Below are 13,498 nucleotides of genomic sequence, written 5' to 3'. Positions count from 1 at the left end.
AAAACAGTGAAAAGCAATGAGAGGCATATGTGACAGCTCTTAGCAAAGAGGAGAGGCGTTTGGAGCCAATCTTTTTCTTTTTGCGTAGTATCAAGAGAATATAAGGGGTAGGGGAGGCTTTTTACCTTGGCTGTGGCTGTTGCTTGTGAGAGCATTTTGTTGTGATGGTACTTTTTGTCTTATAGTTTTTTTGTAGGTGAATGGAGGAAAAAGCAGGATTAATAATATTTGCTAAGCTGTCCATTACATCTTTTGAAGTTTATGGGGCATTGATTGTTACTGATAGTTTTTTGTTACTGTCTCATGCGTTATTTCCTATCGTTTCTGTAAAGAAAGTTGAAACCCCTTCTTCACATTGTTTTTTGGATTCTAAGGGGCGTTTTAAGCTCTGTGGACTTTTTAAATACAGTGTTAAGGCTATAAGGTTTAAATACCTTTTTTGAGAATTCTCTCTAGCTTGGTGGGGTTGTATTCATTGCCAGCAAGGATATTTTTTGCGAAAGATATCGTTGCAACCTTCCTTATCGGTGATAAAACCACCGATTTGGCGGACCATTCATATTCCAGCAGCTATATGCCAAATTTGTAAATTGTTTTCCCAATAGCCATCGGTTCTTCTTGGTGGCTAGTGACATAAGCACAATCAAGAGCAGCAGCGCCAAAACGGCGAAGTCCAGAAACTTTCATTACATTGCAAGAATGCAATGAGAGAGGTTGTGTGGCTTGGGCGACCAAAAATAGGGGTGCCCATGGTAATGGCATATTATTCTCTTTTGAGGTTTAAATACCTTTTTTGAGAATTCTCTCTCATTTGGTGCGAATAAGTTCATTGCCAGCAAGGATATTTTTTTTGCGAAAGATATCGTTGCCACCTTCCTTATCGGTGACAAAACCACCGATTTGGCGGACCATTAATATTCCAGCAGCCATATGCCAAATTTGTAAATTGTTTTCCCAATAGCCATCGGTTCTTCTTGGTGGCTAGTGACATAAGCTCAATCAAGAGCAGCAGCGCCAAAACGGCGAAGTCCAGAAACTTTCATCACATTGCAAGACTGCAATGAGAGAGTTCCTATGATCTTGGCAACAGAAACGGGGGTGCCCATGGTAATGGCATATTATTCTCTTTTGAGGTTTAAATGCCTTTTTTGAGGACTCTCTCTAGTTTGGTGCGAATAAGTTCATTGCCAGCAAGGATATTTTTTTTGCGAAAGATATCGTTGCCACCTTCCTTATCGGTGACAAAACCACCGGCTTCGCGGACCATTAATATTCCAGCAGCTATATCCCAAATTTGTAAATTGTCTTCCCAATAGCCATCGGTTCGACCAGAAGCGACATAAGCTAAATCAAGAGCAGCAGCGCCAAAACGGCGAAGTCCAGAAACCTCTGCCATCACATTGCGCAGTTCAATGAGATAGGTCCCATGACCTTTGCGCCCCAAATGGGGCATGCCTGTGGCAATGACACAATCTTCTAACTTGCGCCGTGCAGAAACGCGACAACGCCGGTCATTAAAAAAAGCACCACCACCACGTTCAGCAGTAAAGAGTTCATCACTTACCGGATTATAAATGACACCAGCAACGATTTTTCCTTGACTCTCTAAAGCAATGGAAACAGCAAAAAAAGGAATGCCATGGAGAAAATTTGTCGTACCATCCAGAGGATCAACGATAAAACGGTGTTGTGAATCTTCGCCAATGATTTCCTCAGACTCTTCCATCAGAAAACCAAATTTGGGGCGCGCTTTGCTTAATTCATTAAAAATAATTTTTTCTGCTTTACGATCTGCTTGACTTACATAATCTGCTGGTCCCTTCAAAGACACTTGCAAATTTTGTACCTCTCCATAATCACGCACCAGCGAGCGCCCTGCTTTCATTGCGGCTTGCACCATGACATTCATGATTGCAGAATGTGCCATGTTATATTCCTTTATTTATCCTTTTCATTTGCACGACGCAAATAAGTTAATTCGTTGGTATCGACAATGACACGTTCACCGGCATTAATAAAGGGAGGGACAAGAATGCGAATACCATTTTCAAGAATGGCCGGTTTATAAGAGGATGTGACCGTTTGCCCTTTGATGGCGGGGTCAGCTTCAGCAATCGTCACCACAACTTGATCGGGAAGCGATATGCCAATGGGCTTTTCTTGATAAAGTTCAACTGTGACAGTCATCCCATCTTGGAGAAAAGCAGCGCGCTCACCAACAAAATCCTTTTGTAATTCAAGCTGTTCATAAGATTCTGAATCCATAAAAATGAGAGCATCACCTTGTTGATAAAGAAAGGTAAAATCCTTTTGTTCAAGGCGTACGCGCTCAACCGTTTCAGCAGCACGAAAGCGCTCATTGAGCTTTGTGCCATCAATGAGGTTTTTCATTTCAACTTGATTAAATGCACCACCCTTGCCTGGTTTTACGGCGTTGCATTTCACAGCAACCCATAGGCTGCCTTGATGCTCAATTACATTACCAGGGCGAATTTCATTGCCATTAATTTTCATCGTCTCTATCCAATTCTATGCCTGTAAAAAGAGCTCTCTTTTGTTTTTATGGCTCTTTCCCTCGTTGTTTTGGCAGCGAGCTCTCATGTTGTTTTTAGGGTGAGCCTCCTTGTTATCTTTGCGGTAGGCTCATCTCGTCATCTTTGCGGTAAGCTCTTTGCTTGTCTTTGCGGTAAGCTCTTTGCTTGTCTTTGCGGTAGACTTTTTTACACTCTGAGAGAAAAGCCTAGATAAGTGCCGCAAAAAAGAGCTTTTCAACTCTTTGCAAGATCATAAAAAATGCCAAGACGCAAGCCTTTTAAAAATTTACACAAAGATTTTTGCATAAAAATTGTTATGGGGATTCTTATGGAGATTTTACAGGGGGGATGAAAATTTATCTCTTGGGAGCACAAGGATATTATTTTTTGAAAACAGAAGGGGGTTTTGTTGCGTCTTTGCGTGTTTTTTCCCATTGTATATTGTTATGATCTTTCATACAGTAAAGCTGTCGTCATTCTTATTGTAAATTTCCTGAAATTACTTTATGAATCGAGAGATGTTTTGGTCGCATACGCAACGACCAAGAGGGACAACAAGCCCTAAACCCTAGCGTAAAAATGAACCCGCTTTGCGGGTGTCCCGGGATTCCGGGAGATTTTGCTATGTCCAAGTGCTTAACAGCACTAAAAGCAAAATGCTGACTAGGGTTCAGTACTTGTTACTCCCGGAATACCAATGCGAGGGCGCTCGCAACCGGTGGGAGGGGAAATGCAAAGTAAAAATCCTCAGAACAACATTCTTATTGGCAAAAAATTGCTTCAAGAGCTGTCGTCATTTTTATTGCCAATCCTCTCAAATTACTTTATGAATCAAAAGGTGTTTTGGTCGCATACGCGGCGATCAATAGGGATTAAAAGCCTGAAAACTCAAACATAAAATGAATCCGCTTTGCGGGTATCCCGGGATTCCGGGAGATTTTGCTATGTCCAAGTGCTTACCAGCACTAAAAGCAAAATGCTGATTTGAGTTCAGTGCTTTTAACTCCCGGAATACCAATGCGAGGGCGCTCGCAACCGGTGGGAGGGGAAATGCAAAGTAAAAATCTTCATAACGACAAATTCATTGATAAATTCGTTGGCAAAAAAATTCGCTTCAGACGAAACATGCTGAAAATGTCTCAAAAACACTTAGGGCAGTCTTTAGGAGTAAGCTTCCAGCAAATTCAAAAATATGAAACAGGATTAAATCGTGTTGGAGCTGGGCGTTTAAAGGAAATTGCTGATATCTTAAATGTTCCCATTGCCTTTTTTTTACGCTGATCTCTTTACACAACAACATACTCCCACTCATCATGATGAAGTTGCATCGAGCAGAGAAGAATATCTGCTTTTAAAAAATTTTAGAGTCCTTGCTAAAGTAAAACAAAGAGCAATTTTGCAATTAATCTCTGATCAGAATGAAACCTAAAGAAAGAATGTGATACGCTCTGTTTCTCCGCATGCATGGGTGTTTTTAAAAGCCTCTCTCAATATGAGGCTTTTTAATTGCATGAAAAGCACACCACTACTCACCTTAAAAAATGATATGTTAAGAAACACTGTCGTCATTCTTATTGTAAATTTCCTGAAATTACTTTATGAATCGAGAGGTGTTTTGGTCGCATACGCAACGACCAATAGAGTGTTGGAAGCTCGAAAACTCAAACATGGAAATTGATCCTGCTTTGCAGGTGTCCCGGGATTCCGGGGGCTTTTGTTATGTCCAAGTGCCATAGGTACTAAAAGCAAAAGACTGATTTGAGTTCAGTGCTTCCAACCTCCCGGAATAACAATGCGAGGGCGCTCGCAACCGGTGGGAGGGGAAATGCAAAGTAAAAATCCTTATAACGACAAATTCATTGATAAATTCGTTGGCAAAAAAATTCGCTTCAGACGAAACATGCTGAAAATATCTCAAAAACAATTAGGACAGTCTTTAGGAGTAAGCTTCCAGCAAATTCAAAAATATGAAACAGGATTAAATCGTGTTGGAGCTGGGCGTTTAAAGGAAATTGCTGATATCTTAAATGTTCCTATAGCCTTTTTTTACGCTGATCTCTTCACACAACAACATACTCCCACTCATCATGATGAAGTTGCATCGAGCAGAGAAGAATATCTGCTTTTAAAAAATTTTAGAGTCCTCGCTAAAGTAAAACAAAGAGCAATTTTGCAATTAATCTCTGATCAGAATGAGATCTAAAGAGAGGATTTTATACGCTCTGTTTCTCCGCATGCATGCGTATTTTTAAAAGCCTCTCTCAATATGAGGCTTTTTAATTGCATGAAAAGCACACCACTACTCACCTTAAAAAATGATATGTTAAGAAACACTGTCGTCATTTTTATTGTAAATAATTTCAAATTACTTTATGAATCAAAAGATGTTTTGGTCGTATACGCAGCGACCAATAGGGATTTGAAAGCCCGAAAGCTTAATACATAAAATAAACCCACTTTGTGGGTATCTCCCGGATTCCGGGAGCTTTTGCTATGTCCAGGTGCTGTTACAGCACTAAAAGCAAAAGGCTGATTAAGCTCAGTGCTTTCAAACTCCCGGAATACCAATGCGAGGGCGCTCGCAACCGGTGGGAGGGGAAATGCAAAGTAAAAATTCTTATAACGACATTTTCAATGACAAATTCATTGGCAAAAAAATTCGCTTTAGACGAAACATGCTGAAAATGTCTCAAAAACACTTAGGGCAGTCTTTAGGAGTAAGTTTCCAACAAATTCAAAAGTATGAAAAAGGCTCAAACCGTGTAAGCGCTGGACGTTTAAAGAAAATTGCTGATATCTTAAATGTTTCTATAGCCTTTTTTTACGCAGATCTCTTCACAAAACAACACACCCCAACCCATCATGATGAAGTTGCATCGAGCAGAGAAGAATATCTGCTTTTGAAAAGATTTCGTGTTCTCACTACGATAAAACAAAGAGCGATTTTACAGCTGCTGTCTGAACCAAATGAAAGCTTTTAGCATCATACACGCTCCACAAGCTTTGTGCATCTGCAATCATGCGTATTCTTAAAGGTAGCCTCGGAGTGCTTAAAAGTTTATTTGGTCAATTTAGAGTATCACCTAACGCATCATTTTATTTTGTATGTTAAGCATAAGCTTTAAATGCTATGGAAATGATGGAAGTTTTTTTAAACAACGTGTAAAAATTGATGACTTAACGCTTAATTGGATACCGATATGTGGTAGTACAATTATAGAAAAGTTGCTTTTCTTTCTTGTGTGAGAACTTCCTAAGAGAAAGTAAAAATGAAGGGGGGAATTAAAGATGTTAAAATATTTATTGCTATCACCGCTTGTGTTGGCGGCGGGTTGCGCATCTGTAGGTCTTTCATCAAATTATGTCGGTCAAGGTATTACGAAGAATACTGCCAAATTCATTGCTAATGATTATGTTCACGTTATCAAAAAACCTTTACCATCAGCTACAAGCACAGTTATTATAAAGAAAAATAATACAGCAGACAACTTTACGCCTTTATTTATCAATCTGTTGCGACAGAATGGATATAATGTGATCTATACAGATCAACCTCAAAAGCAACAAAACATGGGTGTAAATTTGTTTTACACACTCACACCAAAGAATGATGGACGTATAATTTCTGTTCTTCAGTATGAGTGGGCTGGAGAACCAAGTTATTATCTACATATTTATAAGAATAAATAACTCGCTATTTAATGTAGACATTTTCTATATTTGAGACGCAAAAACTTAAAAGCTCTTGTGAAAGGTAAAGGGATTTGCGCCTTCATAATAACCCTCATTTCTAGTCAGAATGGATAAATTTTTCTGTCTATCCCAAACCGTTTCATAGCCTATTTTTAATCATTTTATCCAAATATGTAACCAGATTTGCCAGTATGATGTTTTATCTTATTTTTATTGACCGTATAGTAATAGTATACAACAAGACGTGCGAATGACAATTGTGTGTTATCTTAACGGCTTTAACAAGTGTTACTACCTTTGAAATGTTGAGAGCACTTGGCTTTCAAAATGTATCCTCTTAAAGGTGAACAGATATTATTCTATAGAGCTGAATGGAAATGGGTGTTTTACTTTTCGTTTTATAAGAACAGATGTGGAGCTTGTTGATTATCAAGACCACCATTCATGAAAGGAACGAAAACAAATGATGCATAACCCCGCACATCCGGGCGAAGTTCTAAAAGTCACTTTCTTGCAAGAAATGGGGATAACAATACAAAAGTTAGCGGATCATCTCCATATGACAAGAGCTTCTCTCTTAAGAGTGCTTAACGGACATGCTTCTATGAGTATTGAGCTTGCAGTTAAATAAGAATGAGCTGGTTTTAGTAAAGCGAAATTTTGGTTGGATATGCAAACAATACAACAGATACAACCACCTATTTCTCCTCTGGTTTCTGATATACTTCAAATGCCGCTTTGATTTCGTTCATAATTTTGCTGGTGCTTTGCTTTGTGTTTTAGCTACTGCCCATTGCCCTCATTTTTTTGAAGTTTTTTAATTTCTTCTATTATTAGCGTTTTCTATCGGCTATTTGGGTATAAAAGAATGCCATTTTATCTTCTTACGCCTTATTCAATGAACACAGCAACAAACAAAGATGATAAAAGCCTTCCCTTTATTCAAAGGCAAAGCAATTTTACATCCCTTGATAAGGTGATAAAGCCAGATGTATCTTTATGTTTTTTTCACAGGGATAACCCTGTGTTCCTGCTTGAAATGATGAAAGAAAAATGTAAAAATTTCTTCTTATTGATGGGGGAGGAGCATTCATGATAAAGCAAGGCATGATAAAAAAAAACGTAGCGCTCTCCACTCTGATAATGATTTGCTTTGCAAATGCCATCACTGATGCAAATTCTACGAGAATGGCTGAAGAATCTTCAAATCTTGAACGCTCTTTAAATACGATTCAAACAAATTCAAATACTGACAAATCTTTTCAACCTTTGCAAGTTGGAGAATATGATCAAGCCTATGACTATTATATCCAAGGCTATTATCTGAAAGCTTTTCGTGAAGCACTCCGGCGCGCTGAACAAAATGATCCCTTTGCCCAAACTCTGGTTGCTCGAATTTACATGGAAGGATGTGCTGTTCCTATTGACGGTGCACGCGCCGCTTTGTGGTTTGGACGTGCAGCAAAACAAGGTGAGCCACAGGCACAATTGCGTTATGGGCTTATGTTATTTGATGGTAATTTTATTTCACAAAACCAAGAACTTGGTGAGGAATTTATTCGCAAAGCGGCAGATGCTGGTGTCGAGCAAGCCTATTTTTATTATGGAGAACTGCTTCTTTATAAAGCTGCTCGCGAAAAGCAAATTCTTTCCGGTGTTAGCACACCAAGTCGTGAAAATGAAGCGATAGAGCAAGCGCTCAAATGGTTCTTAAAAGGTGCAGCTCTTGGCGATCCTGAAGCTTCTTTTGCTGCGGCAAAAATTCTTTCTCTGGGAACTTTAACGCGCCCAAAGGATGAGCGCAATGCACGCAAACTCATGGAAGTTGCGGCGCAAAACAACCATACTTCAGCACAAATTCTGTTGGCCCAATGGCTTGTACAGGGTCGTGGAGGAGAAACAGATTTTCAACGTGCTTTTCATTTGCTTTTCAGCAACGCCAGCAAGATGATCGCGCCAGCACAAGTTTCCCTTGCCAGACTTTATCGAGACGGCATAGGCACAAAAGCCGATATGATCATGGCAGCGGCATGGTATATGCTGGCACAGCGAGCAAAAATACAAGCACCTGATCTTGAAATGATGCTTGAAGGAATGGACGATAAACAGCTGGAAAAAGCACGCAAAGAAGCAGAAAATCTCCTAGTTATTTTTTAAAACACAAACCTATCAAGCTTTATCGAGAAAAGCCTTACCAAAATAGCACGAACACAAAAGCCGATATGGTCATGGCAACGACATGGTATATGCTGGCACAACAAGCAAGAATGCCAGCACTAGGTTTGGAAATGATGCATGAAAAGTGGTGTGCTTTTCATTGCAATCAGAAGGCATCTACATGAAGAAGGGAATTTTTTAAAACACCCATGCATGCGGAGAAATAGAGCGTATCGCATTCTTTCTTTAGGTTTCATTCTGGTTAGAGATTAATTGTAAAATTGCTTTTTGTTTTACTTTAGCGAGGACTCTAAAATTTTTTAAAAGCAGATATTCTTCTCTGCTCGATGCAACTTCATCATGATGAGTGGGTGGGTGTTGTTGTGTGAAGAGATCAGCGTAAAAAAAGGCTATAGAAACATTTAAGATATCAGCAATTTCCTTTAAACGTCCAGCGCTTACACGGTTTGAGCCTTTTTCATACTTTTGAATTTGTTGGAAACTTACTCCTAAAGACTGCCCTAAGTGTTTTTGAGACATTTTCAGCATGTTTCGTCTGAAGCGAATTTTTTTGCCAATGAATTTATCAATGAATTTGTCGTTATAAGGATTTTTACTTTGCATTTCCCCTCCCACCGGTTGCGAGCGCCCTCGCGTTGGTATTCCGGGAGTTGAAAGAACTGAACCCTAGTCAGCATTTTGCTTTTAGTGCTGGTAAGCACTTGGACATAGCAAAATCTCCCGGAATTCCGGGATATCCGCAAAGCGGGTTCATTTTTACGCTCGGATTTAGGGGTTTTGAATCCCTTTTGGTCGTTGCGTATGCGACCAAAACACCTCTCGATTCATAAAGTAATTTCAGGAAATTTACAATAAGAATGAACACAGCTTTTCTTTAGATAAAAGGCGGCATGCTATTCATTCAATCAGCATTTAAAGGGATGCTTTTTTTAATACGCTGTATGCTGATAAACAAAGCCTGTGGGGGGCCGCATGATTTTAAAAGTTTTCATTTGGTTCAGAGATTAATTGTAAAATTGCTTTTTGTTTTACTTTAGCGAGGACTCTAAAATTTTTTAAAAGCAGATATTCTTCTCTGCTCGATGCAACTTCATCATGATGAGTGGGTGGGTGTTGTTTTGTGAAGAGATCTGCGTAAAAAAAGGCTATAGAAACATTTAAGATATCAGCAATTTCCTTTAAACGCCCAGCTCCAACACGATTTAATCCTGTTTCATATTTTTGAATTTGCTGGAAGCTTACTCCTAAAGACTGCCCTAAGTGTTTTTGAGACATTTTCAGCATGTTTCGTCTGAAGCGAATTTTTTTGCCAATAAGAATGTTGTTCTGAGGATTTTTACTTTGCATTTCCCCTCCCACCGGTTGCGAGCGCCCTCGCATTGTTATTCCGGGAGGTTGGAAGCACTGAACTCAAATCAGTCTTTTGCTTTTAGTACCTATGGCACTTGGACATAACAAAAGCCCCCGGAATCCCGGGACACCTGCAAAGCAGGATCAATTTCCATGTTTGAGTTTTCGAGCTTCCAACACTCTATTGGTCGTTGCGTATGCGACCAAAACACCTCTCGATTCATAAAGTAATTTGAGAGGATTGGCAATAAGAATGACGACAGCTCTTGAAGCAATTTTTGCCAATGAGAATGTTGTTCTGAGGATTTCTGGTTTGTGGTTATTCCCTCTGCCGGTTGCGAGCGCCCTCGCATTGGTATTCCGGGAGTTGAAAGAACTGAACCCTAGTCAGCATTTTGCTTTTAGTGCTGGTAAGCACTTGGACAGTGCAAAATCTCCCGGAATCCCAAAGATGTTCGCAGAGTTGTTTTCTTTTTATGCTCGGATTTAGAAATTTTAAATCTCTCTTGATTGTTGCTTGTGGGATTAAAATATATTTTTAGCATATTGGCAATAAAAATGATGACAGTTTTGTGGTGTGGGAGGCGTTTGATCAAAAAATGAAAAAAGGAGAGCCTCTAGAATTTTCGAAATAGCTTCGCTGTTTTGCTCATGGATCTTGTTTGCTCAAGAAGATGATAAGCGAACGGCGTGTGCTCTAAAAAGGAAAGATAAACATTATGCAAATTTAACGTGATGCAAGGGCAAGTTTCTTTGGATCTATGGTGAATCCAGCGTCTATCAGTCGACCAGCAAGTTGAGGAACTGTTTCTTTTACGTGGTCATTAAAAGGAATGTATATAATTCCCTGAGCATCTGAAGGGATTTCAACATGTTGTTTTATGAGAATAGCGACATTTTTTCGTGTAAGCACAGAGATTAACATACCCATTTCGAGAATGACATTTTGGCGCGCACGGGGTTGGGCTGTTTTTTCACCGGCAGTTTTAACATAGCCCATGTCATCAGGAGTAAGCAGTACAATACCGAATTTTGTAGAACGGGTTGTCTCACAGATTTCTTTTTCCAAAGCTTCAATGATAGTTAAACCATTATTGATAGGTAAGATGTATGGTTCGAGGCCAAGATCGTAAAGAACTAGCCTAACTTGCTCTAGGGCAACATGATCATGACCATGAACGATAAAAATTTTTGGGGAAGGTGCTTGTGCGATATTGGAAGAAATCTGTGGAGAAGGAGTCGTTGATGTTTCTGCTAGATATGGAGTTAAAGCTTCTTGTAGCTTTTTTGCTGCTTGATCTTTGCCTTGAACGTAAAGTGTTCCTGTGCTTTCATACCAATTAATGATACCTCCATCAGAGGTTCTGATTTGATGCGCTGATTTCTTGGATGCATTTTGTATAGGTTTGGTTTCTCTGATTTGATATCCACACTTGTGAATCATGTTTTGAAGGTCTTCAAACGTCCCTCTGTATTCCATTTTTATGTCCCCTTCATATCTCTATCATTCGTTGTTGGTATTCATGACCAATATGAATAATGATAATTTCCCCCGCAATCGTCATGGCTTCTTTTTATAAGACATTGAACTAGAAAGTTTGATGATTTTTCTTTCGAATATATTATGTGAAAAAAGATGCTAGATTTTTTATCTTATTTAATTGCATTATTAAGCAGTTTTATTGAGTTTTGAGGTGAGCAAAACGCATTTTTATCCCCTTATATCTGTCATCGTGTGTTCTCTCTAGGTCATAGAGCGGCGGTGCGTGTGTGGATTTTTGTTAACGCTTTATTTACGAATTCTCTTCCCCTATTACAAGGGTACGCTTGCACATTTTTCTTGCATTTTTTTAAGAAGTTGCAAGGGATTGTCATGGGTAAAAAGGGCTTCTTCCACGGCGATAAATTCACAGGTGGTCTTTAGAACCTCATCAAAGGTTGAAAAATCGCTTCCTGCTTGAATAATGGCGGGGATTTCCATGATTTCTGCCCACCATCCTGCCAGTTGCAAATTGCGCGGGTGGGCATGCGGCTTTTTATCAGCGCCGAGTTTGCCAAAGAATAGATAATCAACACCGGCTTCTCCAGCTACCATCGCACTATGGCGATTACGGATATTGCCAAAACCAATGATCTTTTGTGCTTTTTTCTGATCATGTAACTGTTCAAGAGCGTTAAGATCACCTTCTCTATGAAAACCATCAGCCTTTACTCGTTCAGCAATGCGATATTCGCCAGCAATGAGAAGGGCTGCGCCATTGTTTTGAATATCTTGCGCATAAGTTTGGGCTTGTTTTTGTAAAAAAGCTTCATCCCCTTCAGAGTCATAAACAATGACACTTACAAAAGATTTTGTTGCCAAAATTTGCTGTAAAAAAGCGGGGGTAAAAGTGCGCCGAACATCTAATGTCAAAATCAATTGAGCAAAAAAGGGGGAATCAATTCGTTTATCTTTTTGTTTTGTCATACAAAATCCTTGTTTTTTTAATATATAAGGAATTTAACGCTTAAAAATTAAAACTTCATCTTATAAATGTTCTTTGTTATATTAAAAGGTTACTTTTATGACTGATGGGAGTCCATTTATGGGATACAAAAATATTTTGAACCATAAGATGCATCCTGTTCAACGTGATACACGCATTGATGTGTTTCGTTCTTTAGCTTTGTTAACGATTTTTATCAATCATATTCCTGGAACGCTCTATGAGGCTATTACCCATAGAAACTTCGGTTTTTCTGATTCAGCAGAAGCATTTGTTTTGCTTTCAGGCGTTTCTCTTGGGCTCAGTTTTCATGCACGTTTACAGCACAAGCCTTTTATTTTCATTGTACGCAAACTTTGGTACAGAGCTTTGCAGCTTTATGGAGCATATCTTTTTACCACATTTGTAACTTTAAGCCTTTTTGTTGGTGCTTTTTTACTCTGTAGGTCAGAAAAACTCTTAACCATGAATAATGTGGGGCTCTTTTTCACACAACCGCTTACGGCATTTTTAAGTACCTTAAGCTTTGGGCATCAATTGGGATATAATAATATTTTACCGCTTTACATCATTCTTATGCTGTTTGCGCCTCTTGCCCTTTATTGGAGCTGTAAACATAAAGGCTTACTGCTTTTAGGCTCGTTCATGCTCTATCTCATTTGTGGATTTTATGAAATTGCGCCACCTTCTTACCCCATAGAGGGAAAATGGTTTTTAAGTCCCTTATCTTGGCAACTGTTGTTTATTATAGGCTTGACAACCACTTTATCTCTCAAACAAGGAAAAAACATCGCTTTTCAGCCCGTGTTCGTTGTTTTGGCAGTTTTGTATCTTGTGCTTTCATTGTTATGGGTGCGTTTCAATTGGTGGGGTGTTTTGGGCTGGCTTGGTTGGTCTTCCCCCTTGCTTAATTTTAATAAAACCTTTTTAAGCTTACCACGTCTCTTTCATATTGTGGCACTTGCAACTCTTATCCTTTGTTGGCCCCGTTTGCATAATTGGTTTTATGTCTCCAAAAAACACCCCTTAGCAATTTTAGGAAAACACAGCCTTCCTGTCTTTGTAAGCGGAACTGTTTTTGCTATGTTTGGACAAATTTTAAAAACAATGATGACGGGAACGGTTTTTTCCGATACTCTCTTGATTATAAGCGGCATTGCGCTGCAATTTGGGGTGGCTTATTATTGTGAAAAACGTCGAGCTCTTCAACGGTTTTCTTCAGGGGAACTCATCCGTTTGTAACGCTTTCTTATAACG

General features: G+C 39.2%; 13 protein-coding genes and 4 pseudogenes. 8 read left to right on the top strand and 9 right to left on the bottom strand.

The genetic code is table 11. The annotated features are described in order from the left end of the window. Positions 1-426: 426 nt before the first annotated feature. The 4 genes and pseudogenes from PVV68_RS10690 to efp all read right to left on the bottom strand — a co-directional run. Positions 427-757, bottom strand: a pseudogene (locus tag PVV68_RS10690) (inositol monophosphatase family protein); the annotation flags it as partial. Between the two features lie 50 nt (positions 758-807). Further along, positions 808-1,049: pseudogene (locus PVV68_RS02225) on the bottom strand (inositol monophosphatase family protein); the annotation flags it as partial. 86 nt (positions 1,050-1,135) lie between these two features. Next, on the bottom strand, positions 1,136-1,927 hold the full coding sequence (locus PVV68_RS02220; protein ID WP_273720656.1) for an inositol monophosphatase family protein: 792 nt from the start codon (positions 1,925-1,927) through the stop codon (positions 1,136-1,138). Positions 1,928-1,938: 11 nt separating this feature from the next. After that, positions 1,939-2,514 (bottom strand): elongation factor P, encoded by a 576-nt coding sequence (efp, locus tag PVV68_RS02215; RefSeq protein WP_273720657.1) that lies wholly within the window; start codon positions 2,512-2,514, stop codon positions 1,939-1,941. A gap of 717 nt (positions 2,515-3,231) precedes the next feature. Here efp and PVV68_RS02210 point away from each other — a divergent pair. From PVV68_RS02210 to PVV68_RS02180, 7 genes and pseudogenes are all read left to right on the top strand, one after another. After that, positions 3,232-3,432: a hypothetical protein gene (locus tag PVV68_RS02210; protein ID WP_273720658.1), complete on the top strand. Its 201-nt coding sequence runs from the start codon at positions 3,232-3,234 to the stop codon at positions 3,430-3,432. A 119-nt stretch (positions 3,433-3,551) separates the two neighbouring features. Next, positions 3,552-3,963: pseudogene (locus PVV68_RS02205) on the top strand (helix-turn-helix domain-containing protein). A 363-nt stretch (positions 3,964-4,326) separates the two neighbouring features. Then, positions 4,327-4,737 carry a helix-turn-helix domain-containing protein gene (locus tag PVV68_RS02200; protein ID WP_273782625.1) on the top strand — a complete coding sequence of 137 codons (411 nt, stop codon included), beginning with the start codon at positions 4,327-4,329 and terminating at the stop codon, positions 4,735-4,737. Between the two features lie 364 nt (positions 4,738-5,101). Beyond that, the gene (locus PVV68_RS02195) at positions 5,102-5,515 is read left to right on the top strand and encodes a helix-turn-helix domain-containing protein (RefSeq protein ID WP_273782624.1); all 414 of its coding nucleotides are present in this window, start codon (positions 5,102-5,104) and stop codon (positions 5,513-5,515) included. Between the two features lie 307 nt (positions 5,516-5,822). After that, positions 5,823-6,224: a hypothetical protein gene (locus tag PVV68_RS02190; protein WP_273782622.1), complete on the top strand. Its 402-nt coding sequence runs from the start codon at positions 5,823-5,825 to the stop codon at positions 6,222-6,224. A 466-nt stretch (positions 6,225-6,690) separates the two neighbouring features. Further along, positions 6,691-6,969 (top strand): annotated as a pseudogene (locus tag PVV68_RS10620) (HigA family addiction module antitoxin). A 350-nt stretch (positions 6,970-7,319) separates the two neighbouring features. Further along, positions 7,320-8,384 carry a tetratricopeptide repeat protein gene (locus PVV68_RS02180; RefSeq protein WP_273720661.1) on the top strand — a complete coding sequence of 355 codons (1,065 nt, stop codon included), beginning with the start codon at positions 7,320-7,322 and terminating at the stop codon, positions 8,382-8,384. Between the two features lie 246 nt (positions 8,385-8,630). Here PVV68_RS02180 and PVV68_RS02175 read toward each other — a convergent pair whose 3' ends face one another. The 5 genes from PVV68_RS02175 to PVV68_RS02155 all read right to left on the bottom strand — a co-directional run bounded on the left by PVV68_RS02175 (position 8,631) and on the right by PVV68_RS02155 (position 12,222). Continuing rightward, positions 8,631-9,008, bottom strand: coding sequence for a helix-turn-helix domain-containing protein (locus tag PVV68_RS02175; protein WP_273782618.1), 378 nt, complete (start codon positions 9,006-9,008; stop codon positions 8,631-8,633). Between the two features lie 375 nt (positions 9,009-9,383). Further along, positions 9,384-9,785: a helix-turn-helix domain-containing protein gene (locus PVV68_RS02170; protein ID WP_273782617.1), complete on the bottom strand. Its 402-nt coding sequence runs from the start codon at positions 9,783-9,785 to the stop codon at positions 9,384-9,386. Positions 9,786-9,841: 56 nt separating this feature from the next. Continuing rightward, positions 9,842-10,108: a hypothetical protein gene (locus tag PVV68_RS02165; protein WP_273782615.1), complete on the bottom strand. Its 267-nt coding sequence runs from the start codon at positions 10,106-10,108 to the stop codon at positions 9,842-9,844. A gap of 374 nt (positions 10,109-10,482) precedes the next feature. Further along, on the bottom strand, positions 10,483-11,235 hold the full coding sequence (locus PVV68_RS02160) for a TIR domain-containing protein (RefSeq protein ID WP_273782613.1): 753 nt from the start codon (positions 11,233-11,235) through the stop codon (positions 10,483-10,485). A 333-nt stretch (positions 11,236-11,568) separates the two neighbouring features. Next, a complete protein-coding gene (locus PVV68_RS02155) occupies positions 11,569-12,222 on the bottom strand; it encodes a thiamine phosphate synthase (protein WP_273782611.1) in 654 nt (217 codons plus the stop codon). Between the two features lie 118 nt (positions 12,223-12,340). Here PVV68_RS02155 and PVV68_RS02150 point away from each other — a divergent pair, with 118 nt between their 5' ends. Further along, positions 12,341-13,483: an OpgC family protein gene (locus PVV68_RS02150; RefSeq protein WP_273721415.1), complete on the top strand. Its 1,143-nt coding sequence runs from the start codon at positions 12,341-12,343 to the stop codon at positions 13,481-13,483. Positions 13,484-13,498 lie beyond the last annotated feature (15 nt).

The sequence above is a fragment of the Bartonella sp. ML69XJBT genome, from assembly GCF_028618515.1.
Lineage (GTDB): Bacteria > Pseudomonadota > Alphaproteobacteria > Rhizobiales > Rhizobiaceae > Bartonella.
Note: the sequence above shows the minus strand (reverse complement) of the source record. Positions and strands in the feature narration are given on the sequence as shown.

Coding starts and splice junctions, on each gene's coding strand:
- PVV68_RS02190 (WP_273782622.1), top strand. CDS start 5,823: ATGTTAAAATATTTATTGCTATCACCGCTTGTGTTGGCGGCGGGTTGC.
- efp (WP_273720657.1), bottom strand. CDS start 2,514: ATGAAAATTAATGGCAATGAAATTCGCCCTGGTAATGTAATTGAGCAT.
- PVV68_RS02220 (WP_273720656.1), bottom strand. CDS start 1,927: ATGGCACATTCTGCAATCATGAATGTCATGGTGCAAGCCGCAATGAAA.
- PVV68_RS02160 (WP_273782613.1), bottom strand. CDS start 11,235: ATGGAATACAGAGGGACGTTTGAAGACCTTCAAAACATGATTCACAAG.
- PVV68_RS02150 (WP_273721415.1), top strand. CDS start 12,341: ATGGGATACAAAAATATTTTGAACCATAAGATGCATCCTGTTCAACGT.
- PVV68_RS02165 (WP_273782615.1), bottom strand. CDS start 10,108: ATGCGAGGGCGCTCGCAACCGGCAGAGGGAATAACCACAAACCAGAAA.
- PVV68_RS02195 (WP_273782624.1), top strand. CDS start 5,102: ATGCGAGGGCGCTCGCAACCGGTGGGAGGGGAAATGCAAAGTAAAAAT.
- PVV68_RS02155 (WP_273782611.1), bottom strand. CDS start 12,222: ATGACAAAACAAAAAGATAAACGAATTGATTCCCCCTTTTTTGCTCAA.
- PVV68_RS02180 (WP_273720661.1), top strand. CDS start 7,320: ATGATAAAGCAAGGCATGATAAAAAAAAACGTAGCGCTCTCCACTCTG.
- PVV68_RS02170 (WP_273782617.1), bottom strand. CDS start 9,785: ATGCGAGGGCGCTCGCAACCGGTGGGAGGGGAAATGCAAAGTAAAAAT.
- PVV68_RS02175 (WP_273782618.1), bottom strand. CDS start 9,008: ATGCAAAGTAAAAATCCTTATAACGACAAATTCATTGATAAATTCATT.
- PVV68_RS02210 (WP_273720658.1), top strand. CDS start 3,232: ATGCGAGGGCGCTCGCAACCGGTGGGAGGGGAAATGCAAAGTAAAAAT.
- PVV68_RS02200 (WP_273782625.1), top strand. CDS start 4,327: ATGCGAGGGCGCTCGCAACCGGTGGGAGGGGAAATGCAAAGTAAAAAT.